The 21761-nt window shown below is 73.6% G+C and carries 19 protein-coding genes; 7 read left to right on the forward strand and 12 right to left on the reverse strand.

Features of this window, described 5'->3' with window-relative positions; genetic code table 11:
• The first annotated feature begins 7 nt into the window (after positions 1-7).
• Entirely contained in the window at positions 8-580 is a 573-nt protein-coding gene (locus QIS96_RS14225) for a dihydrofolate reductase family protein (RefSeq protein WP_282542916.1), read from the forward strand.
• 58 nt (positions 581-638) lie between these two features.
• Here the strand turns inward: QIS96_RS14225 and QIS96_RS14230 are convergent, their stop codons facing one another.
• The 6 genes from QIS96_RS14230 to fdrA form a co-directional block, all read right to left on the reverse strand.
• Positions 639-1190, reverse strand: a complete 552-nt coding sequence (locus QIS96_RS14230; RefSeq protein ID WP_282542917.1) for a DinB family protein — start codon at positions 1188-1190, stop codon at positions 639-641.
• A 4-nt stretch (positions 1191-1194) separates the two neighbouring features.
• Positions 1195-1692 carry a peroxiredoxin gene (locus tag QIS96_RS14235; protein WP_282542918.1) on the reverse strand — a complete coding sequence of 166 codons (498 nt, stop codon included), beginning with the start codon at positions 1690-1692 and terminating at the stop codon, positions 1195-1197.
• Positions 1689-1868, reverse strand: a complete 180-nt coding sequence (locus QIS96_RS14240; protein WP_282543051.1) for a DoxX family protein — start codon at positions 1866-1868, stop codon at positions 1689-1691. The genes QIS96_RS14235 and QIS96_RS14240 overlap by 4 nt, the downstream gene beginning before the upstream one ends.
• Positions 1869-1984: 116 nt before the next feature.
• On the reverse strand, positions 1985-2866 hold the full coding sequence (locus tag QIS96_RS14245) for a DUF2877 domain-containing protein (RefSeq protein WP_282542919.1): 882 nt from the start codon (positions 2864-2866) through the stop codon (positions 1985-1987).
• Positions 2863-4323, reverse strand: coding sequence for a YlbE family protein (locus QIS96_RS14250; protein ID WP_282542920.1), 1461 nt, complete (start codon positions 4321-4323; stop codon positions 2863-2865). The genes QIS96_RS14245 and QIS96_RS14250 overlap by 4 nt, the downstream gene beginning before the upstream one ends.
• Positions 4320-5900 (reverse strand): acyl-CoA synthetase FdrA, encoded by a 1581-nt coding sequence (gene fdrA, locus QIS96_RS14255; protein ID WP_282542921.1) that lies wholly within the window; start codon positions 5898-5900, stop codon positions 4320-4322. The genes QIS96_RS14250 and fdrA overlap by 4 nt, the downstream gene beginning before the upstream one ends.
• A 304-nt stretch (positions 5901-6204) precedes the next feature.
• Here fdrA and QIS96_RS14260 point away from each other — a divergent pair, with 304 nt between their 5' ends.
• Complete coding sequence (locus tag QIS96_RS14260; protein ID WP_282542922.1) at positions 6205-7644, forward strand: purine-cytosine permease family protein; 1440 nt, start codon at positions 6205-6207, stop codon at positions 7642-7644.
• Here QIS96_RS14260 and QIS96_RS14265 read toward each other — a convergent pair.
• Entirely contained in the window at positions 7625-9274 is a 1650-nt protein-coding gene (locus QIS96_RS14265; RefSeq protein WP_282542923.1) for a PucR family transcriptional regulator, read from the reverse strand. The two genes, QIS96_RS14260 and QIS96_RS14265, sit on opposite strands and share 20 nt — an antisense overlap.
• Before the next feature lie 305 nt (positions 9275-9579).
• Between QIS96_RS14265 and QIS96_RS14270 the strand changes: the two genes are divergently transcribed.
• The 4 genes from QIS96_RS14270 to QIS96_RS14285 all read left to right on the forward strand — a co-directional run bounded on the left by QIS96_RS14270 (position 9580) and on the right by QIS96_RS14285 (position 14294).
• Entirely contained in the window at positions 9580-10662 is a 1083-nt protein-coding gene (locus tag QIS96_RS14270; protein ID WP_282542924.1) for a carbamate kinase, read from the forward strand.
• Positions 10663-10935: 273 nt separating this feature from the next.
• Complete coding sequence (locus QIS96_RS14275) at positions 10936-12102, forward strand: acetamidase/formamidase family protein (RefSeq protein WP_282542925.1); 1167 nt, start codon at positions 10936-10938, stop codon at positions 12100-12102.
• A 119-nt stretch (positions 12103-12221) separates the two neighbouring features.
• Entirely contained in the window at positions 12222-13520 is a 1299-nt protein-coding gene (locus QIS96_RS14280) for an amidohydrolase family protein (protein WP_282542926.1), read from the forward strand.
• A gap of 3 nt (positions 13521-13523) precedes the next feature.
• The gene (locus QIS96_RS14285) at positions 13524-14294 is read left to right on the forward strand and encodes a DUF1097 domain-containing protein (RefSeq protein WP_282542927.1); all 771 of its coding nucleotides are present in this window, start codon (positions 13524-13526) and stop codon (positions 14292-14294) included.
• Between the two features lie 55 nt (positions 14295-14349).
• Here QIS96_RS14285 and QIS96_RS14290 read toward each other — a convergent pair whose 3' ends face one another.
• The gene (locus QIS96_RS14290) at positions 14350-14811 is read right to left on the reverse strand and encodes a MarR family winged helix-turn-helix transcriptional regulator (RefSeq protein ID WP_282542928.1); all 462 of its coding nucleotides are present in this window, start codon (positions 14809-14811) and stop codon (positions 14350-14352) included.
• Positions 14812-15052: 241 nt separating this feature from the next.
• Positions 15053-15829, reverse strand: coding sequence for an SDR family NAD(P)-dependent oxidoreductase (locus QIS96_RS14295; RefSeq protein ID WP_282542929.1), 777 nt, complete (start codon positions 15827-15829; stop codon positions 15053-15055).
• Between the two features lie 510 nt (positions 15830-16339).
• Here QIS96_RS14295 and QIS96_RS14300 point away from each other — a divergent pair.
• A complete protein-coding gene (locus QIS96_RS14300) occupies positions 16340-17731 on the forward strand; it encodes an NADP-dependent succinic semialdehyde dehydrogenase (protein WP_282542930.1) in 1392 nt (463 codons plus the stop codon).
• A 347-nt stretch (positions 17732-18078) separates the two neighbouring features.
• Here QIS96_RS14300 and QIS96_RS14305 read toward each other — a convergent pair whose 3' ends face one another.
• The 3 genes from QIS96_RS14305 to QIS96_RS14315 all read right to left on the reverse strand — a co-directional run bounded on the left by QIS96_RS14305 (position 18079) and on the right by QIS96_RS14315 (position 21724).
• Positions 18079-19377, reverse strand: coding sequence for an amidohydrolase (locus QIS96_RS14305; protein WP_282542931.1), 1299 nt, complete (start codon positions 19375-19377; stop codon positions 18079-18081).
• 100 nt (positions 19378-19477) lie between these two features.
• On the reverse strand, positions 19478-20776 hold the full coding sequence (locus tag QIS96_RS14310) for an amidohydrolase family protein (protein ID WP_282542932.1): 1299 nt from the start codon (positions 20774-20776) through the stop codon (positions 19478-19480).
• Positions 20777-21052: 276 nt separating this feature from the next.
• A complete protein-coding gene (locus tag QIS96_RS14315; protein WP_282543044.1) occupies positions 21053-21724 on the reverse strand; it encodes a GntR family transcriptional regulator in 672 nt (223 codons plus the stop codon).
• Between the last annotated feature and the right edge of the window lie 37 nt (positions 21725-21761).

The following is a 21761-nucleotide window of genomic DNA, read 5'->3' on the forward strand; positions in this document are numbered from 1 at the left end:
CCTGAAGATGCGCACCCTGATCAGCACCGCTTTCGTCTCCCTCGACGGCGTCGTGGAGGCGCCCGGCGGCGAGCCCGGCTACCGCAACTCCGGCTGGACCTTCAAGGACATGGAGTTCCTGCCGGAGGCGTACGAGATCAAGGGCCGGGAGGAGAAGGAGGCCTCCGCGCTCCTATTCGGCCGCACGAGCTACGAGGCGTTCAGCCCGGTGTGGCCCGACATGGAGGAGTTCGCGGACTACAAGCCGATGCCGAAGTACGTCGTCTCCACCACCCTCACCGAGGGCGACCTGGTGACGAACTGGGGCGAGACGACGATCCTGCGTTCGCTCGACGACGTCGCGGCCCTGAAGGAGACCGAGGGCGGCCCGATCCTCATGCACGGCAGCGCCACCCTGAACCGGGCCCTCTCCGACGCCGGACTCATCGACCGCTACCACCTGCTCGTGTTCCCGCTGCTGCTCGGCGCGGGCAAGCGGCTCTTCAGCGAGACCGACAAGGACGCGCAGAAGCTGAAGCTCCTCGAGCACGAGGCGTACGCCAACGGCATCCAGCTGAACGTCTTCGATGTCGTGCGCTGACGGCTGACGGCTGACGGCTGAGAGCTGACGGCCGACCAGCTGCCCCGTCACCCCCGGGTCACACGCCGACCGATCCGTCGATGCGTTCGCGGATCAGGTCGGCGTGGCCGTTGTGGCGGGCGTACTCCTCGATCATGTGGATGATCACCCAGCGCAGCGAGACCGTGCCCCGCCAGGCGTCGTGCCCCTCCACATCGAGATGCGGCGCCTCGGCCGCCAGTGCCTGTGCGAAGGCCACCTCGGAGTGCCAGGCCGACCAGGACGCGGCGACGGCCTCCGGCCCGGACTCCGCCCCGTCGAAGTCCCCCTCGGGAACCTCCGGGGACGAGAAGCGCAGCTCGACGTCCTGCCCGGCGAGCACGGCGCGGAACCAGCGGCGCTCCACATCGGCCAGGTGCCGTACGAGGCCGAGCAGCGAGAGCGAGGACGGCGGCACCGACCGCTGGACCAACTCGGGCCCCAATCCTGCGCACTTGAGCTGCAGGGTGGCGCGCTGCGCGTCGAGCACCGACGTGAGCAGGGCCCGCTCGTCACCCGTCGACGGGCCGCCGAACCGGCCCTCGCTGTCGGCTCCGGCGGCCAGCTCGACGCGCCGCTCGGGAATCCTCATCCGCTCAGCCCAGGGCCCGTACGGCCGTGAGCGCACGGTCCGCGTGGGCGCTCATGCGGAACTCGCTGCGGACCACCTCGACGACGCGGCGCTGCACGTCGATCACGAACGTGGCCCGCTTCGTCGGAAGCAGGGCCAAACCGCGCGCCACCCCGAAACGTTCGCGCACGACGCCCTCCGGGTCCGAGAGCAGCGGGAAGCCGAGCGAGTGCCTGTCGGCGAACTCCTGCTGCCGCGCCACCCCGTCCGAGCTGATGCCGACCGGCTGCGCGCCCGCGCCCGCGAACTCGGCGGCCAGGTCGCGGAAGTGGCAGGCCTCCGCAGTGCAGCCGGGCGTCAGGGCGGCCGGGTAGAAGAACAGCACCACCGGGCCCGCGGCGAGCAGGCCCGAGAGCGAGGTGGGCTGCCCCTGCTCGTCCGGAAGCGTGAAGTCCTCGACCACAGCGCCGACTTCGAGCCGCTGCCCGCGCCGGCCGCCCGCCTGCTCGCTCTGCCCGCTCATACGGCGGCCTCCGTGGACCGGGCCACGCTGCGCGCCCACAGGATCAGCGACGCCTGCATCGGCACGCGCGCGTACGCGGCGTTTCGCAGCGGCGCGGGGCGCTTGCGCCAGTCCACCGCCATCTGCACGTTGGCGGGCGGCACCCCGGCGCCGGCCAGGAGACCGGCGAGCAGCAAGGGGGAGCGTGGCGTCCGGGATGTCCTCCCGGTGGCGGGAGTTGGGGGCGTACGCACAGGGGCCTCCGCGGCAGGGGATGACGGCGGGGCGGGAAGTGTGCCGCCGCGCCGCGATGTTACTGGAGCGTATCGGCGTGGCCGCTGCCAGGGAACCCCGGACTGCCACGAGAGAGCCGACCTGCCCGCGCGCCCCCGGGCTCCCCGCTGATCGCCCGTGCCCCCGTGCACAGCCCCTGCAGCAGGTCGCCGCCCGAGCTGTGACCGACGGCGAGCAGGGCGTTCAGCGGGGGCGCGAGGTCGGCGCCGGTGGCCGCGGCGCGGAGGACCCGGGCCGCCTGGTCGATGCAGTGGCCGTCGGCCGCGTGCCGCAGCAGGGCCGCCGAGACCAGGGAGGTGTACGAGGAGGCGCGCGCGGCCAGAGCCGTCAACTCGGCTGCCCAGGACGGGGGTTGAGGGGCCGCGTGGGCGGCGAGGAGCAGGCCGCAGAGGAAGTCGTCCCCGGACGGGGTGAGGCCGGGGCCGAGGCCGAGGAGAGCCGTTGCCGCCTCGCGCAGGACATGCGCGGGAGCGCCCGCCAGCGCCCGCGCGGTCCGCGCCGCCGCAGGCCGCACCTCCGCCGGGAGCGGGCGCGGCGGCGCGAGGCGGGCGAGCGCGGCGAGGGCCGGGCCCGGTGGGGTGTCCTGGGCGCGGGGCGGTGCCCAGGACACCTCGGCCGTCAGGCACAGCGGCCCCACGGCGAGCCGGCCGCCGCCCACCCGGCCGCTGCGGCCGACGCCGAGCCCCGCGAAGGGCTCCGCGCCCGCGCCCGCAGGCAGGACGACGGCGGCCGGCACCCGCACCGCGTCGTACGCCACGAGCGCCAGCGGCGCGCTGCTGCCCCGCACGAGCAGATACAGCGCGCCGCGCGTCGCGGCCACCACGCGGGCGGGACGAGGCGGCCCCAGCACATCGGCGGCGGCGAGGGAGGATGCCGCGCAGTGCGGAGCCGCTGGGCTCACGCCGGGACGCCCCCGGCCGGAACCAGCTCCTCCCCGGCCGGGACCGGGAACGCCTCAAGTGCCTTGCGGAAGCACTCCAGCGGTGCGTGCGTGAGGCCCGCGCCGATCTGGCCGATGCCCGGCTCGCGGTGCGAGATGCCGGTCGTGACGATCGGGACGATGCCCGTGTCCAGGACGGCCCGTACGTCGATGCCGACCGGGGCACCGATCCCGCCGAGCATCGGCAGGCGGTACGCCTCGTGCCGGGTCAGCGTGATGCGGGCCATGTCCCGGGTGATGCGCAGCGCCTCCTCCACGGTGCCGCCGACGAACCCGGTGATCGCGGGGGCCGCCGCGAGCGCGAAGCCGCCGAGCCCGTACGTCTCCGCGATCGCGCTGTCGCCGATGTCCGGGTTGGCGTCGTCGGGCCCGTACCCGGCGAAGTACATGCCGCGGATGTGGGTCGCGGGCGCGGTGAACCAGGCGTCGCCGAGACCGCCGACGCGGATGCCGACCTCGACGCCGTTGCGCGCGAAGGCCGTCACGAGCGTCGAGTCCGGCACGCCGGCGGCCGCGGACGTGGCGAGTTTGGCCGCCGCCATCGAGAAGTTGAGGAACCAGTAGTGGTTGTCGGCCAGGAAGTCGATGACCTCGGGGCCGTCCGCCGTACGGGACAGGGGCGCGGCCAGCTCGCGGAGCAGCAGCATGGACGCGGCCGTGTTGCGGCTGTGGCACTCGTCGCCCATCTGCAGCGCCTGGGCGGTGACCGTGCGCAGGTCGACCCCGTCCGGCAGGGCCTTCAACGCCTCGCGCAGGGCGGGCGCCAGCGTCCCGCCCATCCAGCGCAGGCGGTCCATCACGTCGTCGCCGAGCGCCCCGTACCGCAGACAGCGGCCCGCGCCCTCGTTGAGATTGGAGTAGGAGCGGCGGCCGGTGGCCGGGTCCTCGACGACGAGGAGCGGCATCGACGGCGAGGTGATGCCGCCCATCGGGCCGACCGCGTCGTGGTGGTGGCACGGCTCGAAGTCGATCGCACCCGAGTCCGCCAGGCGTTCGGCGGCCTCCGGGGTGTCCGCCCAGCCTTCGAGCAGCGCCGCCCCGATGACGCCCGCCCGCATCGGCCCGCACATCCGCTCCCAGGTGATGGGCGGCCCGGCGTGCAGGAGCAGCCGCCGGCCGCTCACCCGGTCGTCCAGGACGGGCAGGGCCTCCCGCGCGGGCAGCACGTCCCGCCACACCGGGCGGACGGCGAGGAGCCGGGACACCGCCTCCGCGTTGGCGGCCTCCACGCGCGCGTGCGCCGTGAGTTGGGCCAGCTTCCACGCGAGCTCCGGGTCGCCCGAGGCGGGCGGCCGCCAGTCGAGCGCCGTGACGTCGGCGCCCGCGGTCCTGGGCACCTCGGCGAAATCGGGCACGCCGACGGCGGCGATGTGGGCGGGCGCCGCACCGAGCAGCGCTTCGACCGTGACTGTGCTCATGCGTGTCCTCCCGCGGGGGTCAGATCGGCTGCGGCACGCGCGCGTGGTGCACGATTCGGCAAAAGTGCCACGGCGTGCCGGGCGGCGTCCGTGCTGTTCGGCGCGAGCAGCGCGCCCGCCCGCCGCAGCCGCTCCCGCTGCTCGGCGGCGCCCTGCGGATCGCGGTCCGTGCCCACCGTGAACGCCACCACGTGCGGCCGCTCCCGGTCCTGCACCTGCTCCAGTTCGGCGGCGAGCGGCCCGGCCGGGTCCGCGCCCGCGCCGTGCCCAAGGACCACGTCCAGGACCACCACGGCGGTCCGCGGGTCCCGCAGCGCGGCCCGCAGGTGCGCGGCGCGCACGGTCGGGTCGATCATCGGGTGCGGGCGGCCCGCCGTGTACGCGTCGTCGCCCAGGTCGAGGATCAAGTGCCGGTCGGGCAGCACGATCTCGGTTCCCGAGCCGTCGGTCTCGGTGACCGCCGACGGCAGCAGCTGCCGCGCCTCGTACGCGAACGTGCCGCCCGCATAGAGCGCCCGCAGCAAGTGCCCGCCGGGGGAGGGGAGTTCAGGCGTCTCGAACGGCTCGGGCACGGACCCGCCGAGCAGCCGCACCGCGGTGTACGCCGCGTCGCGCAGCGTGCCGACCACGGTGAGCCGGCCCGAGGAGTACGGCCGGGTCCCGTCGAGGAAGCAGGCGACCACCGGCTTCGCCGAACGGCGGGCGCGCTCCAGGACCCGCTCGGCGACCGCCGGCGCGGGCGGCTTCGACACGAGCAGGATCAGCGCGCAGCCCGGGTCGGCGTCGAGCAGCTCGAACGCGTCGAGCGTCGTGACCCCGCCGACCTCCGCGCTCAGGTCGCGGCCACCCGTGCCGATCATCTGCCGTACGCCCTCGCCGCAGGCGTCCAGGAGGCACGACACCTGCTGAAGTCCCGTGCCGGAAGCGCCGATCAGGCCCGTACGGCCCCGTCGCAGCGTGTTGGTGAAGCCGAGCGGCACCCCGTCGATGAGGGCCGTGCCGCAGTCCGGGCCCATGGCGAGCAGGCCGCGCGCGTGCGCCTCGCGCTTGATCGCGACCTCCTGCGCGAGCGGGACGTTGTCGCTGAACACGAAGGCGTGCATGCCGCAGCGCAGCGCCTTCAGCGCCTCCGCGCCCGCGTACGGCCCGGGTGTGGAGATCAGCGCGAGTGCGGCGGCCGGGTCCGCTTCGGTGAGGGCGCGCGGCGCCGGCTCGTCGGGGGAGACCCCGCCGTCCGAGCCGCCGCTGTCGGGCTGTTCGAGGAGGCCGCGCACCCCGTCGAGGGCGCTCGCGAGGGCCGCGGGCTCGCCGCGCAGCGCCACGATCAGGTCGTTGGGGCCGGCTTCGCGGCCGTCGTCGGTGAGCAGTCCCGCGTCGGCGAGCTGCCGCAGATTGGCCGCGGTCGCCATGACCAGACTGGCGACGTCGACGCCGGGCAGCTCGGAGAGTTGCCGCGCCGCGCGCATCAGGGCGACCGAGTCCGCGTAGGTGTCGCGGCGCACGGAGTTGAGGACGGAAGGTTCGGAACCGGATCCGACAGCGGACCGGGGGCCGGTTTCGTCAGGGGTTCGCTCCATGCCCCGACCGTACGGTCCGGCCACGCGGCGGTCTTCGGCGAACGGTGCCAGTGCGCACCCGTCGATCACCGGCAGCGCCTGACAGTGACCAGGGGTGCGCGGACGGCGAGCATCTGATGAACACCCGTGTCACCGCGCGGAGTCGACGGCCGTGCCCGTCCCGGCACGACCGTCGCGCCCGCTCATGACGCACACGGACCAGCACTCCGTGTCCCGTACGAGAGCACCGCTCTCCGCGCCTCCGGCCCCGCACACCGCCGGCACCCCCATCCCGTCGCAGACGAACCCCAAGAGGTGTCCGCGTATGTCGATGCATCACGGCAATCCCTCCGCGTCAGAGTCCGCAGAGTCCGCAGAGTCCAACTCCCCTCCCATACCGGCAGGTTCCGACGACAACGACGCCCGTACGCGGGCCCGGCGCGCCGCCGAGGCGACCGAGGACTTCGCCGCCGACCGGCTGCCGCCCGACGAGTCCCGCTCCACGCTCTCCATCACCCTGGTCCGGATGGGCTTCACGGTGTCGGCGACCGATCTGCTCTACGGCATGTCGCTCGGCCTGTTCTTCCCGTTCTGGACGGCGCTCGCCATCGCCCTCGGCTCCTCGCTCGTCGTCAGCGTCGTGTCGATCCTGTGCGGCCTGATGGGGCAGCGCGAGCGCATCACCACCGCCCTCGGCCTGAAGGTCGCCTTCGGCCGCAACGGCAGCCGACTCCCGTCCTTCGTGATCGCGCTGCTCTCCGCCGGCTTCGTCGGCTACAGCACGGGCATCACGGCGGGCGTCCTGCCCGGCGGCGACGACCCGTGGCTCGGCCTCGTGTACTGCGTGGTCCTCAGCACGATCTACACCGCCCTCTCCATCGTCGGCTTCGGCAAGGGCCTGACCTGGGTCGGCCGGATCAGCGTGCCGCTCATGCTGGCCACCGTGATCGTGGCCGTGGTCGCCGCCGTCGAGCACGCGGGCGGGCTCGGCCGGATCGTCGGCGCCGAACCCGCCCGCGCGGGCGAGGCGACGGTGCTCGCGATGTTCGCCCTCGGGGTGAACAAGTGGATGACCGGCGCGACGGTCACCCCCGACATCACCCGCTTCGGCAAGTCCACGTCGACGGTGTACACCACGACTCTCGCCGAGTTCATGGTCGGCAACTTCGGCTTCAACCTGCTCGGCATCCTGCTCGGACTCGGCGTCGGCATGGGCGACATGGGCGCCGCCTTCAGCGCGGTCGGCGTCGGCGCGCTCGCCGCCTTCGCGATCTTCGTGCAGGGCTTCCCGCACGAGGTCAACAACATGTACGCGGCGAGCCTCGCCGGGCGCACCGCCATCGACGTGCCCCGCATCGCCGTCAACGTCGTCGCCGGCCTCCTGGCGTGCGGCCTCGCCTACTACGGCCTGACGGCGGGCATCCTCGACGCGTTCCTGACGTACCTCGGCTACCTCGGCTACGCGATCCCGCTGATCCCCGGCATCCTCATCGCCGACTACTTCCTGCTCCGGCGCGGCCGCTACGACCTCTCGGAGGCCGCCGTCGCCGCCGTCAACTGGCGTGCCGTGTGGGCGTTCACGGCCGGGCTCGCCGTCAACCTGGTCCTCGGCTTCGGCTTCGGCGACGCCCTGTGGCACGCCCTGCCGCTCACCGGGGCGATCTTCTACGTGCTGTTCTCACTGCCCCAGCTGCGCGCCGCGGCCGCGGCCCGTACGGCCGACCGCGCCCGTACGGCGGAGGGGGTCAGCGCGCCCGTGCGCTGAGCAAGCGGTGGGCGTGCACGGCGAGTTCGGTCTGCAGCCGGCGCATCGGATCCTTGTCCGGTGCGCCGGTGAGCCGTTCGATCTGCTTCAGCCGGTAGCGCAGCGTGTTGTAGTGGATGTGCAGCTCGTCGGCGGTCTCCACGCCGTTGCGGTCGCGCCGCAGATAGACCGCGAGGCTGTGCACCAGTGACCCGTCGTGCTCGGCGTCGTACGCGAGCAGCGGCCCGAGCGCGTCGTCGACCAGGCCGCGCAGCTCGTCCGTGGGCAGCTGGTCGAGCAGCCGGTAGACCCCGCTCTCCGCGTGCAGCCGGATGAACGAGCCCTCCAGGCCGTCCAGTTCACGGCCGAGCGCCAGAGTCGACAGGGCCTCGCTGTGGCTGAGGTGCAGCTCGGCGAAGTCCTCCCGCACCGTGCCCGCGGCCAACGCGACCGTGTGCGCGGGGCACGCGGCGAGCACCGCGCGCTGCAGGGCCCGGCAGGCCACCCCGAGCGAACGGCCCGGCTCCACGAGGAGGGTGAGGCCGCCGGGCGTGCCCCAGGCGGGCGTGTGCGAGCCGAGCGCGGTCCGCGCCGCCGACAACAGCCGCTCCTCCTGCACCCGTACGTCCCCGGCGCCCGTACCGCCGCTGACCTCGACGACCACGGCGGCGCGCGGCCGCTCCAGGTCCCAGCCGAGCGCCGCGGCCCGCCGGGTGGACTCGGCGCGGTCACGCGGCGGGTGCGACACGAGCTCGGTGAGGAGCAACGTGCGGTAGCGGCGCTCCCGTTCGGCCAGCACCCGCTCCTGCACGGCGAGCATCGCGGCCAGGCTCGCCACGTGCTCGACGGCGAGCACCTGCTCCTCGTCCACCGCGTGGCCCGCGGGCGCCCACAGGGCGACCTCGCCGCCGGAGCGGCTGCCCACGGCGATCGGCCGCGCCAGGGTCGGCGCGGCCCCCTCGGGCGGTGGGCCCGCCGCCGCGAGCACCGTGCCGTCCGCGGACCGTACGGCCACGGCGGCGCCGGTCTCCTGGGCGAGCGCGTCGACCAGGTCGCGGTAGCCGCCGCCGTGCAGCACGGCCTGCGAGAGCCGGTTGCGCAGCGCCTGGGAGCGCTCCAGGCTGAGCGCCTGCCGGTTCAGGACCGTGCCGATGACCTCGGACAGGATGTCGTTCAGCATCACCTCGCCCGGCAACTCCACGATCGGGAAGCCGAGTTCGTCCGCGCACCGCAGCATCGCCGCCGGCAGCCTCGGCAGGTACGGGCCCACCTTCACGCCGAGCGCGGCGAGCCCGCGGCCGGCCAGCTCGGGCACGAGCGCGGTCAGCGCCCGCTCGTCGTCGCGGACCGCGTAGGCGGTGGTGAGCAGGAACTCGCCGCCGCGCATCCAGCGGATGATGTCCGGCACTTCCATGATGTTGGCGACCCGGATCGCCCGCCGCGCCCCGGCCCGCCCCGCGACGAGCCGCGCGCCGCTGAGGGCGGGCAACTCCAGGGCGCGGGCGACGGTCAGGGTCGCGCCGGTGTCCGTGGTGTCCGTGGTGTCCGTGGCGTCGTCCGTGGCGTCCTCGGCGGGCGCGCCGGAGGCGCGCCCGACTGTGCGCTGGTCGGGCACGGACCGGTATGCGGTGTTCGCTGCTGCTCGGGCCACCCCGCCCACTATGGGCGGGTCCAGGATGGCTGTAAACGCTGTTGGCAGAATGTTGTATACGATTTTTGCGCGGCCCTGCGGCTCAACTTCTCCCGCGCAGGGGTGGGTTCAAGCGCCCCGAGCACCGGGCCGACTCGGCCCTGCGGGCGGACCGCAAGCCTCGCGGGCGGCGCGCGCCGCTCGCCGCCCGCGCCACGTCCCGCGCCCCGGCCCGCCGAACACTGTCAGCAGGCGTCAACGCACCCTCGCACACACTGGCACCGCCTGCCCATGACCCCCAGGGCCGGCCTTCCTATCGTCCTGGCATGCCTCCACGACCTGCGCTTTCCGCAACCTCAGCGCCGCGCACGCCGTCCGCGGCCCCGCTCACCGTCCTCGCCGTAGGCGGCAACGCACTGCTGCGAGAGGGCCGACCCGCCACCTTCGCCGAGCAGTACGACGCGGCCAGGCGGCTCGCCGCTCCGGTGGCCGCCCTGGTCCGCGCCGGGCACCGCGTCGTCGTCACGCACGGCAACGGTCCGCAGGTCGGCCTGATCAAGCGACGGGCCGACCTCGCCGCCGAGATCGACCCCCAACTGCCCTCCCCGCACCTGGACATGTGCGTCGCCGACTCGCAAGGAGGGCTCGGCTGCATCCTGACCCGCGCTCTGTCCACCGCACTCCCGGCCGCGGCCCCGCCGCCGGTCGCCGTGCTCACGCACACCGTCGTCGACACCGACGACCCGGCGTTCGCCCGGCCCACCAAACCCATCGGCGCCCACCTCTCGCGCGCCGAGGCCGAGCGGCTCGCCGACCGGCACGGCTGGGTCGTCGGGGACGACGCGGGGCGCGGCTGGCGTCGCCTCGTGCCCTCGCCCGCCCCTGTACGCATCGTCGAACAGGACGCCGTGGCCGCCCTGTTGTCCGCGGGCCATGTGGTCGTCGCGGGCGGGGGCGGCGGCATCCCCGTGACCGTAGGACCCGGCGGCGTCCTGCAGGGCGTGGAGGCCGTCGTCGACAAGGACGCCACCTCCGCGCTGCTCGCCACCGGCATCGGCGCCGACGAGCTGATCGTCACGACCGGCGTGGACCGCATCTCCCTGGACTGGGGCACGCCCCGCGCCCGCGAACTGCGCCGCCTCGACCTGGTCCAGGCCCGCCGCCACCTCGCGGACGGCCAGTTCCCCGAGGGCAGCATGGGCCCCAAGGTGCGTGCCGCCCTCGACTTCCTCGCGGCGGGCGGCAGCAGCGTCCTCGTCACCTCGCCCGAGGCGCTCGGCCGGGCCCTGCGTGGCCACTCCGGCACCCGCATCGTGCCGGGACCCACCGCCAACTCCGTTCCGCAGTACGGCACTTCGGGCCCCGCCGTGCGCGTCCCGGTACGGAACACACCGGCCGCCGACGCGTAACACACCCGAAGCGGGATCCGCACATGCTCGACCCGTGCGGCCCGGCCCGAATCGTCCGGACCGAGCTGACCGAACCGCGCCGACCCAACAGGCGAGCCGGACCGAGCCAGACCCGACCGAGCCAGGCCCGACCGAGCCAGGCCCGACCGAGTCGCCCCCGCCCCTCCCAACCCGCACCGCCCCCCACGTACAGCCCGAGCCGCACCGCACCCGCACCCGTACCCGACCCGTGGCCCGCGCCCGCAGGGGCGCGCCCCGACCCGAAGGACACGTATGCCTCACAGTGCCGCTCCCTCCGTGGCCACCGCGCAGGCCCGTTCGTATGCGCCCGGCGCCGGCGAACTCCCCGTCGACGGCCGGCACCACCTGCGCACCAGCGCCGAAACAGCCCGCTGGGGCGAGTTGCCGAACGCCGCGAGCAAGCCGGTGCTCACCGTGGCCGACGGGGACACGGTCACCTTCGACCTGGTCTCGCACGAGGGCATCCTGCCCGACCAGGGCCGCGACCCGGTCGCGTTCTTCGGCGACCACGGGGTGCCCGCGGGCGACGTGCTCGCCGACGCCCGCGAGATCGCCGAGTCCGACCTGGCGTGCGACGAGACGGAACGGCTGGGCCCGCACATCGTCACCGGGCCGGTCGCGGTGCGCGGGGCCAGGCCCGGCGACCTGCTGCGCGTCGAGACGCTCTCCCTGTACCGCCGCACCCACTACGGCATCATCTCCAACCGCCACAACCGCGGCGCCCTGCCTGGCGAACTCCCCGAGCCTGACACCGAGTTGACCGACCCGGACCTGCGCCGCATGCCGATCGGCACCGTCACCGCCTTCTGTACCGTCGAACGGCAGCCGGACGGCTCCGAGTTCGGACTCCTCCGGTACGGGGACGCACACCGGGCCCGCTTCCCGCTCAACCCCTTCGTCGGGATCATGGGCGTCGCGAGTGCCGAGGACACGCCCGTCAACTCCATCCCGCCCGGCAGCCACGGCGGCAACCTCGACGTGAAGCACCTCGACACCGGCTCGTCCCTCTACCTTCCCGTGCAGGTCGAAGACGCCGGGTTCCACGCCGGCGACCCGCACTTCGCGCAGGGCAACGGCGAGGTCGCGCTCACCGCCCTGGAGGCCCCGCTCCGCGCCACCGTCCGCCTCTCGCTCGTACGGGGCGAGGCGGCGCGGCGCGTCACGGGCCTGCTCGGCGAGCCGTTCGCCGAGACCCGTACGCACTGGATCGCCCTCGGCCTCGACGCGGACCTCGACGAGGCGCTGCGCCAGTGCGTACGGTCCGCGCTCGCGTTCCTCACCAGCCGCACCGGCATGGACCGTGCCACCGCGTACGCCTATCTCAGCGCGGCGGCCGACTTCGAGGTGTCGCAGGTCGTGGACAGTGTGAAGGGCGTCCACGCGATGATCCGCAAGGCGGACTTCCCCGGCGTCCTCTGAACCTCCGCCGGCCGGACCCGCCCGTACGCGGCCCCCGGCTCCGCGAGCCCGCACCCGCAGCGCCGTACACGCACCCCTCTCTCCGCACTCTTCGACACGAGCAGGCAAGGAGACCCACCGTGACCGCTCTGCTGCTGCGCAACGCGCGCCTGGAGGCCGCGCCCGACCCCACGGACGTGCTCGTCCGGGACGGCCGCATCCACGCGATCGGCCCCCGGCCGGACGACCGGCTCGACGCCCAACTGCCCGACGGGGCCGAGGAGTTCGACTGTGCGGGCCGCGTGGTCCTGCCCGGGTTCGTCGAGTCCCATCTGCACCCGGACAAGGCGCTCCTCGACCTCACCCACCCGCATCCCGCCGGCACGCTCGCCGACGCCATCCGCGTCACCGCCGAACTGAAGGCGGGCTTCACCCACGACGAGGTGCGCGCCCGCGCCGAGCAGGTGCTGCGCATGTGCGTCACGCAGGGCACCACGACCCTGCGCGCCCACCCCGACGTCGACCCGGTCGCGGGCCTCACCGGACTCGACGTGATGCTCGAACTCCGGGACACCTGGGCCGAGTTGATCGACCTGCAGGTGGTCGCTTTCCCACAGGAGGGCATCCTCAAGGCGCCCGGCACGATCGAGCTCCTGCACCGGGCGCTCGCCGCAGGCGCGGACGCGGTCGGCGGCTGCACCTACGGCGAGCTGTCCCCCGACCTCTGCCGCCGGCACGTCGAGATCGTCCTCGACCTGGCCGTCGAGTACGGCGTACCGGCCGATCTGCACGCCGACTTCGCGGACGACGGCGCCGATCCGCGGTTCGCGCTCGCCGAGTTCATCGCCGAGCAGACCGCGGCGCGCGGCCTCGGCGGCCGGGTCGCCCTCGGCCACGCCACCTCCCTCGGCGGCCGCCCGCCCGGGGAGCGGCGCGCGGCCCTGAAGGCGCTCGCCGAGGCCGGTGTGGCCGTGGTGCCGCTGCCCGCCACCGACCTGTTCCTCGGCGGCCGCGGCGACACCACCGCCGTACGCCGAGGCCTCGCCCCAGTACGCGAACTCTGGGACGCGGGCGTCCTCACCGCCTGCTCCAGCAACAACATCCGCAACGCCTTCACCCCGTACGGCACCGGAGACGTCCTCGACACCGCCCTCCTCCTCGCCCGCCTCGGCCACCTCGCGGGCCCGGCCGACCTGCGCCGGGTGCTGCGCATGGTGACGTACGACGCGGCCCGCGTGGTGGGCCTGCCGGAGGCGGACTACGGCACGCACGTGGGCGCCGTGGCGGACCTGGTGGTCGTCGACACGGAGGACGTCGACGGGGTCCTCATCGAGCGGCCGGTGCGCACGGCCGTCATCAAGTCCGGGCGGATCGTGGCCCGTTCGTCCCGTACGACCGAGCTGACGGCCGCCCCGGCCGTGGGCGTGGAGGTGCTCTGACACATGACCGGAAACACCGGAAACACCGGAAACGCTGGAAAACCCGGAAGCACCGGAAGCACCGGAAGCACCGGAAGCACCGGAAGCACCGGAAAGGCCGGGAAATGGATCCGCCCGGCGGCCAACCCGGCCGTGCGCGAGCGCATCCCGCACGAGATCGTCGCCTCCGTGCTCGCGGCGACCACCGCGTTCGTCGGCGGCACCGCACTCCATCTGCCGCCGTGGGCGATCTTCATCTCCTGGGCGGGTGTCTTCCTGCTCGGCGGCCCCACCCTGTTCCACGCCAAGCGGCTGTGGTGCGCGATGCCGGTGGGCTCCAGTTACGCGCTGCTCATCGTCCTCGCGGAGACCAACGCGGGCACGGCCTTCGGCGACAGCCAACTCGCCCGCAACGCGTTCGGGGCGCTGTGCATCCTGGTGCTCAACTCGGCGCTCATGTACACCGGCCGCATCCCGCTGTTCTCCCTGGTCCCGGGGATGTTCTTCGGCTTCGCCAGCTACTTCGCCACGTACTTCGGCGGTTTCGGCTACGACCCGGGAAACCCGTGGGCCGCCTGGATCTGCGTCATCGCGATGAACGCGCTCGGACCCGTCTACGCCTGGCTCTCGATGGCCCTCACGTTCTCGGTGCCGAGGGAGGCCGAGGCGGGCGCGAGCGACGGCGCGAGTGACACGGACAGTGGTGACACGGACGAGCCGCGAGTGCCGGAGCAGCCCCGCCGTCGAGGCGCGGCGCGGACCGGCCTCCGTCGACGGGAAGCACCGCGCCGTTGACTAACGCCGGGGGAGTCCGAGGCCACGTGTTCGCGCGTAGCTGCGGGCCGAGGTGTCAGGGGCGCGGCCAGGGGCGGCCGTCGATGCGCTCGATGTCGGTGTTGAACCGCTTGAGGTGCTCGGCGAACGAGGTGATGTCGTCCTCCGTCCAGTCGGCCATGATCGCCCCGAGGCTCTCGACGATGCCCTCGCGCTCCTGGTCGAGCCGCTGCTCGCCCTCGGCCGTGATGCGGAACTTGCGGGCGGCGCCGCCTTCGGGGTCGGGTATGCGCTCCACGAGACCGGACCGCACGGCCGCGGCCGTCTGCCGGTTGAGGGTCGAGGCGTCGAGCCCGAAGGCCTCGCAGAGCTGCCCGATCGACATCGGCCCCTGCATCCGGATCCGGCTCAACAGGATGTACGCGCTGCGGTCGAGGGTGCTGCCCCGGCTGCGGCCCTTCGACTTGTGCAGGTGCAGATAGCGGCCGAGGAGCATCTGCTCGTACTCCACCTGGCGCGTGGCGCCGGCACTGTCCATGGGGGCGTCGATCTCCTTGCTGCGATCCGGGGGGGGGACAGGGGGGGCGTGTGGCACGGCGTCCCTGTGCGCGCCATGTCTACCACGGTCCGTGCAGGTCAAGAACGGAATGGACCGGGCAGGCGCCCTGCGCGGTACGCATCCGCCCCTCGCCCGGAACGCGTACGGACTCTCCTTGCACAAGCCGCCAACGGGTCCTGGCAGCACGGGACTTGAAGGAGACCCCCTGTGCGCCGCGCCCTCACACGCTGTACCCGCCGTCCACGGCCAGGCTCTGACCGGTGATGAACCCGGCCCGGTCCGAGGCGAGGAACGCCACAGCCTCCGCGATGTCCTGCGCGCGGCCGAAGCGCCGCAACGGGATGTTGCGCCGCGTCACCGCCAGCGCCTCCTCGTCCAGCTCCCCGCTGTCGATGAGGCGGGCCGCGATGCCGTCGGTGAGCATGCCGGGGCCGACGCAGTTGACCCGCACCCCGTACCGGCCCTCCTCCGCGGCGAGGGCGCGCGCGACCGCCTCCACCGCGCCCTTCGTCCCGGTGGAGAGCCCGTCGCGCACCGGGAAGCGACTGGTGGCCGCCGTCGTCACCGCGACCAGACTGCCGCCGCTCGCCCGCAGCGCCGGCAGCGCGGGGTGGACGAGCTGGTAGAACGCCGCCGCGTCCGCGTGCAGCTGCTCCCGGTAGCGGGCCGGCGGAACCTGGCTGAGGTGGACCATGGGCACGTGCGGCCCGGCCGCGTACACCAACGTATGCAGGCCGCCGTGCGCCTCGGCCGCCCCGGTGACCGCGCTCGCGGCGGCCGCCTCGTCGGTCAAGTCGGCCCGTAGCGCGTGCACTTGACGCCCCTCGGCGCTCAGCTCGGAGACGAGCCGGTGCGCGGCGACCTCGCTGCTGCGGTACGTGAACACCACCTCGCTGCCGCGCCGCGCCAAGGTGCGCACGATCGCCGCCCCGATGCCTCCGGTGCCGCCCGCGACCAGGGCGACGCCCTTGCGGTCGGAGAAATCCTCGACGTTCATCGGACGCTCATCGGCGGTGCCGCCTTTCCTGGTGCCGGGGCCGGGGCGTGCGCGCCCGTCCTGCTGAGGCCCCAAGAATGCGCGAAGGCGGTCACGGCAACAAGAGTGAGATCCCGTCAGAAGTGCTCGTCAGAAGTGCTCGTCAGAAGTGCTCGTCAGCAGGGAAGTCGGCGTCGTGAAGGTGGGGTGGGCGGGTGTCAGGACGCGTCGGCCGCTGCCGCCGGCGCCGGCGCCGGAACCGCATCAGCTGCGGGAAGCCCTCGGGGGCCTCCCCGCCCGGAACCGACGGATCTCGGCCAGGCGAGCCTCGACGAACGCCCGGTCGTGCGCGCCCCATGAACGAGGCCGGCAGGGCCGGCCCTTCGACGCCGACGCGCCTTCCCCGGTCCGTCCCCGACTCGTACGCCCCTGACCAGGCCCGTTGCGTACGGCGTTGCGGGCGTGGCCGTGGCGAGCGAGGGTCGAGGGGGAGGGGGCCGGTACAGCCTGCGTACGAGGAGGAGGAACCTCATGCCCATCGCCACCGTCAACCCCGCCACGGGAGAGACGCTGAAGACGTTCGAGGCGCTCACCCCCGAGGAGGTGGAACGACGGCTCGCCACGGCCGAGGCGGCGTACCGCAAGCACCGCCTCACCTCCTTCGCCGACCGCGGCAAGCTCATGGAGCGCGCGGCCGACCTCCTGGAGGCGGACATCGACGACGTGGCGCGCACCATGACCCTGGAGATGGGCAAACCCCTCAAGGCGGCGCGCGCGGAGGCCGCGAAGTGCGTGAAGGCGATGCGCTGGTACGCGGCGCACGCCGAGTCCCTGCTCGCCGACGAGAAGCCCGAGGCGCGAGACGTCGAGGACTCGGGCGCCGTCCGCGCCGTAGTCCGCTACCGTCCCATCGGCCCGGTCCTCGCCGTGATGCCGTGGAACTTCCCGCTCTGGCAGGTCGTACGGTTCGCCGCGCCGGCCCTGATGGCGGGCAACGTCGGCCTGCTCAAGCACGCGTCGAACGTCCCGCAGACCGCCCTCTACCTGGAGGAGCTGTTCCGGCGCGCCGGCTACTTCGAGGGCTGCTTCCAGACGCTCCTGATCGGCTCGGGCGCCGTCGAGGGCGTGCTGCGCGACCCGCGCGTGGCCGCCGCGACCCTGACCGGCAGCGAACCCGCCGGCCGCGCCGTCGCCTCGGTCGCCGGTGACGAGGTCAAGAAGACGGTCCTCGAACTGGGCGGCAGCGACCCGTACTTGGTGCTCCCCAGCGCCGACGTCGAGAAGGCCGCGGCAACCGCGGTCACCGCGCGCGTGCAGAACAACGGCCAGTCCTGCATCGCCGCGAAGCGGTTCATCGTGCACGCCGACGTCCACGACGCGTTCCGCGACCGATTCGTCGCCGGTATGCGGGAGTTGACCGTGGGCGATCCGATGTCCGAGGACACCGACGTCGGCCCGCTCTCCTCCGAACAGGGCCGCAAGGACCTGGAGGCGCTCGTCGACGACGCGGTGGCCAAGGGCGCGACCGTCCTCTGCGGCGGCGGCCGCCCGGAACGGCTTGACGGCGGCTGGTTCTACACCCCGACCGTCCTGGCCGGCATCACCGAGGACATGCGCATCCACCGTGAGGAGGCCTTCGGCCCGGTCGCCACCCTCTACCGCGTGGACAGCCTCGACGAGGCCGTCGCCCTCGCCAACGACACGCCGTTCGGCCTGAGTTCCAACGTCTGGACGCGCGACGAGGACGACATCGCCCGCTGCGTCCGCGACATCCAGGCGGGCGGCGTCTTCGTCAACGGCATGACCGCCTCCCACCCCGGCCTCCCCTTCGGCGGCGCCAAACGCTCCGGCTACGGCCGGGAACTGGCGGAGGAGGGCATCCGAGAGTTCTGCAACGTGACGACGGTCTGGTACGGGGCTTAGGTGGAGGGGCCGAATTCACGTGCCCCTTTAGGGGCGCGGGGAACTGCGCGATCAGCCACGACGACGGGCAAGCCGAAGAACAAGCGCCGCAGGCTTACGGGAAGGGGCGAGTAGGGGAAAGACCGGCGAGCCCGGCCCACGGCCCTACGGCGTACGAACCGCTTCACGCTCCCCGAGGCCCACCTCGGACCGCGGCAGCAGCAGCGGCATGGCCAGGACCGTACGACATCGCAAAGCGCCGGACGAGCTGGAGATCCAGCCCGTCCGGCGCTTGCGGACGAGCCCGCAGGGACGGACGGCGCCACCGCCAACCGCGCGGGACGTGCTACGTCAGGACCTCAGGACCCTCAGACCAGCTCGCCGTCGCGGGCCACGACCTGGCCGCCCTTCACGACGAGGTCACGCTGCGGCATGTCCACCACGACCTGCGGCGCGCCCTCGCCCTTGACGAGGACGAAGTCGGCGGGCGAGCCGGCCTTCAGGTCGGTGCGGTCCAGCTGCATGACGTCCGAGCCGCCGTGCGCCGCCACGTCGTACACGTGGTTCAGCTCGTCGTCCAGGCGGACGTCGGTGACCCAGCCGAGGATGTGCGCGCGGTGCAGCATGTCGGCGTTGCCGAACGGGCTCCACGAGTCGCGCACACCGTCCGAGCCGAGGCCGACGCGCACGCCGTGCTCCTGCAGCTTGCCGACGGGCAGCACCAGCGACTCGTTCGGGGCCACCGTCGTCAGGGAGATGTCCAGGTCGCTCAGGTCCGCGGCCATCTTGCCGAGGTCGGCGTCCGACAGGCCCGGCAGGCAGAAGACATGGCTGACGTTGACCTTGCCGCGCAGGCCGAGCGCGCGCGTGCGCTCGATGATCGCCTGCATCACCTTCAGGCCCTTGTCGTCCCGGTCGTGCAGGTGGATGTCGACGCCGATGCCGTGCCGGTCGGCCAGACCGAAGATCAGGTCGAGCTGCTCGTCCATCGCGTTGTCGAAGCTGATCGGGTCGATGCCGCCGACGAAGTCGATCTGCCCGCCGCGCGCCGCCTCCTCGAGCAGCTCGGCCGTACCGGGCGTACGCACCACACCGTGCTGCGGGAACGCCACGATCTCCACGTCAAGGGCGTGCGCCAGCTTCCTGCGGGCCTCGGCCACACCCTCCACACCGGCCAGGTCGTACGCGGGCGCCACGTCCACGTGGGCGCGCATCGCGCGGGTGCCACGGGTCACGGCGTGCGCCATCAGGCCGTAGGAGCGCTCGCCGACCGTGCGCTTCTGCGACTTGAACAGCTCGACGTCCTGCTCGCAGTACTCGGCGATGCTGCTCGCCGGCTTGCGCGAGACCCAGTCGCCGCCCCACGACGTCTTGTCCGGGTGGATGTGCGCGTCCACCAGGGACGGCAGCGCGACCCGCCCGCCGCCGTCGACGACGCGCGCACCGCCCGGAGCCGGACCGTCCGTGATCTTGCCGTCGACGACGACCAGGTCCACGGGCTTGGCCGTGCCGAACGGGCGGACGTTGCGGAACACGACGGCCCTGGACGGACGGTCGTCGTGACGCCCACGCGAAGCGGCGGAGGAGGAACCGGCCGAGAACGCGGTGGCGGTACCGGCCAGAGCGGCGGCACCGGCGATCATGCCGCGGCGGGACAGGGGCGTCATGGAAGTCTCCTTCGGGAGCTACGAGGACATACGGGAACGGCGGGGCGGGCGGCGGACCTTGGTTCGTGCCGGGGCCACCCGCCCACGCCAGGAAGGAAGGTCAGAGCGCGACGCCCGAACGCACCACGCGCTTGGGCGTCTTCAGGACGCGCACGTCGGCCAACGGGTCGCCGTCCACGAGCACCACGTCGCCGGCGAAGCCGCGGGCCAGGCGACCGGCCTTGCCCTCCAGGCCGAGGAGCTTCGCGGCGCCGGTGGTGGCGGTGCGGATCGCGTCGAGCGCGGGCAGACCGGCCTCGCGCATGAGCTCCACCTCGCGGCCGATCGGCTTGATCTTGCCGCCGGACGAGTCGGTGCCCGCGGCGAGCGGCACGCCCATCTTGTGCGCGGCGAGCGCCCGCTCCTTGGCGGCCGCCAGGAACGTGCGGCCGCGCTCGGCGAGGATCGGGTCGGGGGAGTCGACCATGCCGGCCATCGCGGAGAGGGTCGGCGTGAAGTACGTGCCGCGGCGCTTCATCTCCTGCAGCGTGTGCTCGCCGATGAACGCGCCGTGCTCGATGGAGCGCACGCCCGCCATGACCGCGTCGTGGCAGCCCTTCTCGGCGTAGCTGTGGCACAGCACGCCCTTGCCGCCACGGCGCGCGGCGTCGACGACCGCGGACAGCTGCTCGCGGTCGTACACCTGGACCTGCGGGTCCTGCTCCGGCAGACCGGCGCGCTCGTTGACGCGGGTCTTGATGACGTCGGCGCCACGGGCCAGGTTGATCTCGACGACGCGGCGCAGCGCCTCGTGCGAGCGCACGCCGTCCTTCAGCTTGGCCAGCGGGGTGAGGTCGGGGTCGGCCAGGATCGTGTCGCCCAGGTCGGGCGAGACGAAGACGCCGGCGGCCTGCAGGCGCGGGGCCAGCTGCGGCACCTGCCGCGCCAACTCCCGTACGGCGATGTCCTGGTAGAAGTTGGTCGAGCCGGAGCGGGCGCTGGTGGCGCCCTGGCGGACGGCGTCGCGGGCCTCGGCCGCGGTGTTCAGGTGGACGTGCGCCTCGACGAGGCCCGGCAGGATCCAGCTGCCCTGCGCGTCCAGCTTCTCGATGCCGTCCGGGACCTGCGTACGGCTGCGGGCGCCGGCGGCGTGCACGATGCCGTCGACGATGACGACCACCGCGTCCTCGGTGACCTCGCCGGTCGCCGGGTCGAGCAGCGTGCCGCCCTCGATGACCAGGTCACCCGTCGTGGCCTGCCCGGCGCCGGAGGTCCGCTGCGCGCCGCTCTCGGCGGCAGCGGCGGTACGCGGAGCGGCGGCGGCGAGCGCGGCCGTGGTGCCGGCGAGCGCCGCGGCCCCCGCGAGGATGCCGCGTCGGGTCAGCTTGGAGGACGGGGGCGGGGTGTTCTCGACGCACATGGGGTGGCTCCAGGACGGTAGTGCGGACGGGCGTACGCGGGAGCGGAGGACCGCGTTTCCCATTTTGTATACCGACCAGGAGCCCGTGACAAGGAGCCGTGATCAAATTTGGGGTCGTATGGCGTCTGGTGTCGCTAATGTCCTTTAGTGAAATCGACCTTGGTATACCGGCCCCTGGTGCCGGGCCGAGGCCGGCCCGCCTGACGCCCGACTGACGTCCGCCTGACGCCCGACTGGCGTTCGCCTCGGGTCGGCTCGCCCCGCGCCGGGGGTTCCTCAGCGCGCGTCCGCGCTGCGGCTCTCGTTCTCGTCGTCGAAGAGCGACCGCAGCGCCACGGCCCGGCTGTCCCGGACGTGCAGGAGCGTGCTGGCCGCCGCGGTCTCCTCGTCGCCCTCGGCGATGTGCCGGAAGATCGCGTGGTGCTGGGCCCGCATGTGGTCCGGTTCGGAGCGCATCCCGAAGAGCAGCTGCAGCTGCCAGCTGAGCTGCTCCATCATCCGCTCCAGGAGCGGATTGTCGGCGAGGGCGACGATGCCCTCGTGGAACGCGGTGTGCGCGGCCACCTCACGCGCCCCGTCGTCGGACCGCGAGGCCGTGTCCGCGTGCTCCAGGGTGCTGCGCAGCCGCGTCAGCCCGGCCGCTTCCTTCGGCGCGTGCTCGGCCACCCGCCGCGCCGCGAGCCGCGAGGCCTGTACGGCGAGGGGCTCCCACACCTCGTAGAGGTGCTGGACGTCGCCGCGCTCCAGGCGCCGCACCCGCACTCCGCTGTGCGGCAGCAGTTCGAGCAGGCCCTCGGCGACCAGCGCGCGCAGCGCCTCCCGCACGGGCACGCGGGACATCTGCAGCTCCTCGGCGATCTCCCGCTCGACCAGCCGTGACCCCAGCGCGTACCGCCGGTCGACGATGCGCTCACGGACCGCCTCGCGCGCCTGGGCGCTCAACGACATCCGCTCCGTACCACCCGCACTGCTCGCCACGTGCCCG

It is taken from the genome of Streptomyces cavernicola (genome assembly GCF_029968035.1).
In the GTDB taxonomy this organism is placed as follows: Bacteria; Actinomycetota; Actinomycetes; order Streptomycetales; family Streptomycetaceae; genus Streptomyces; species Streptomyces cavernicola.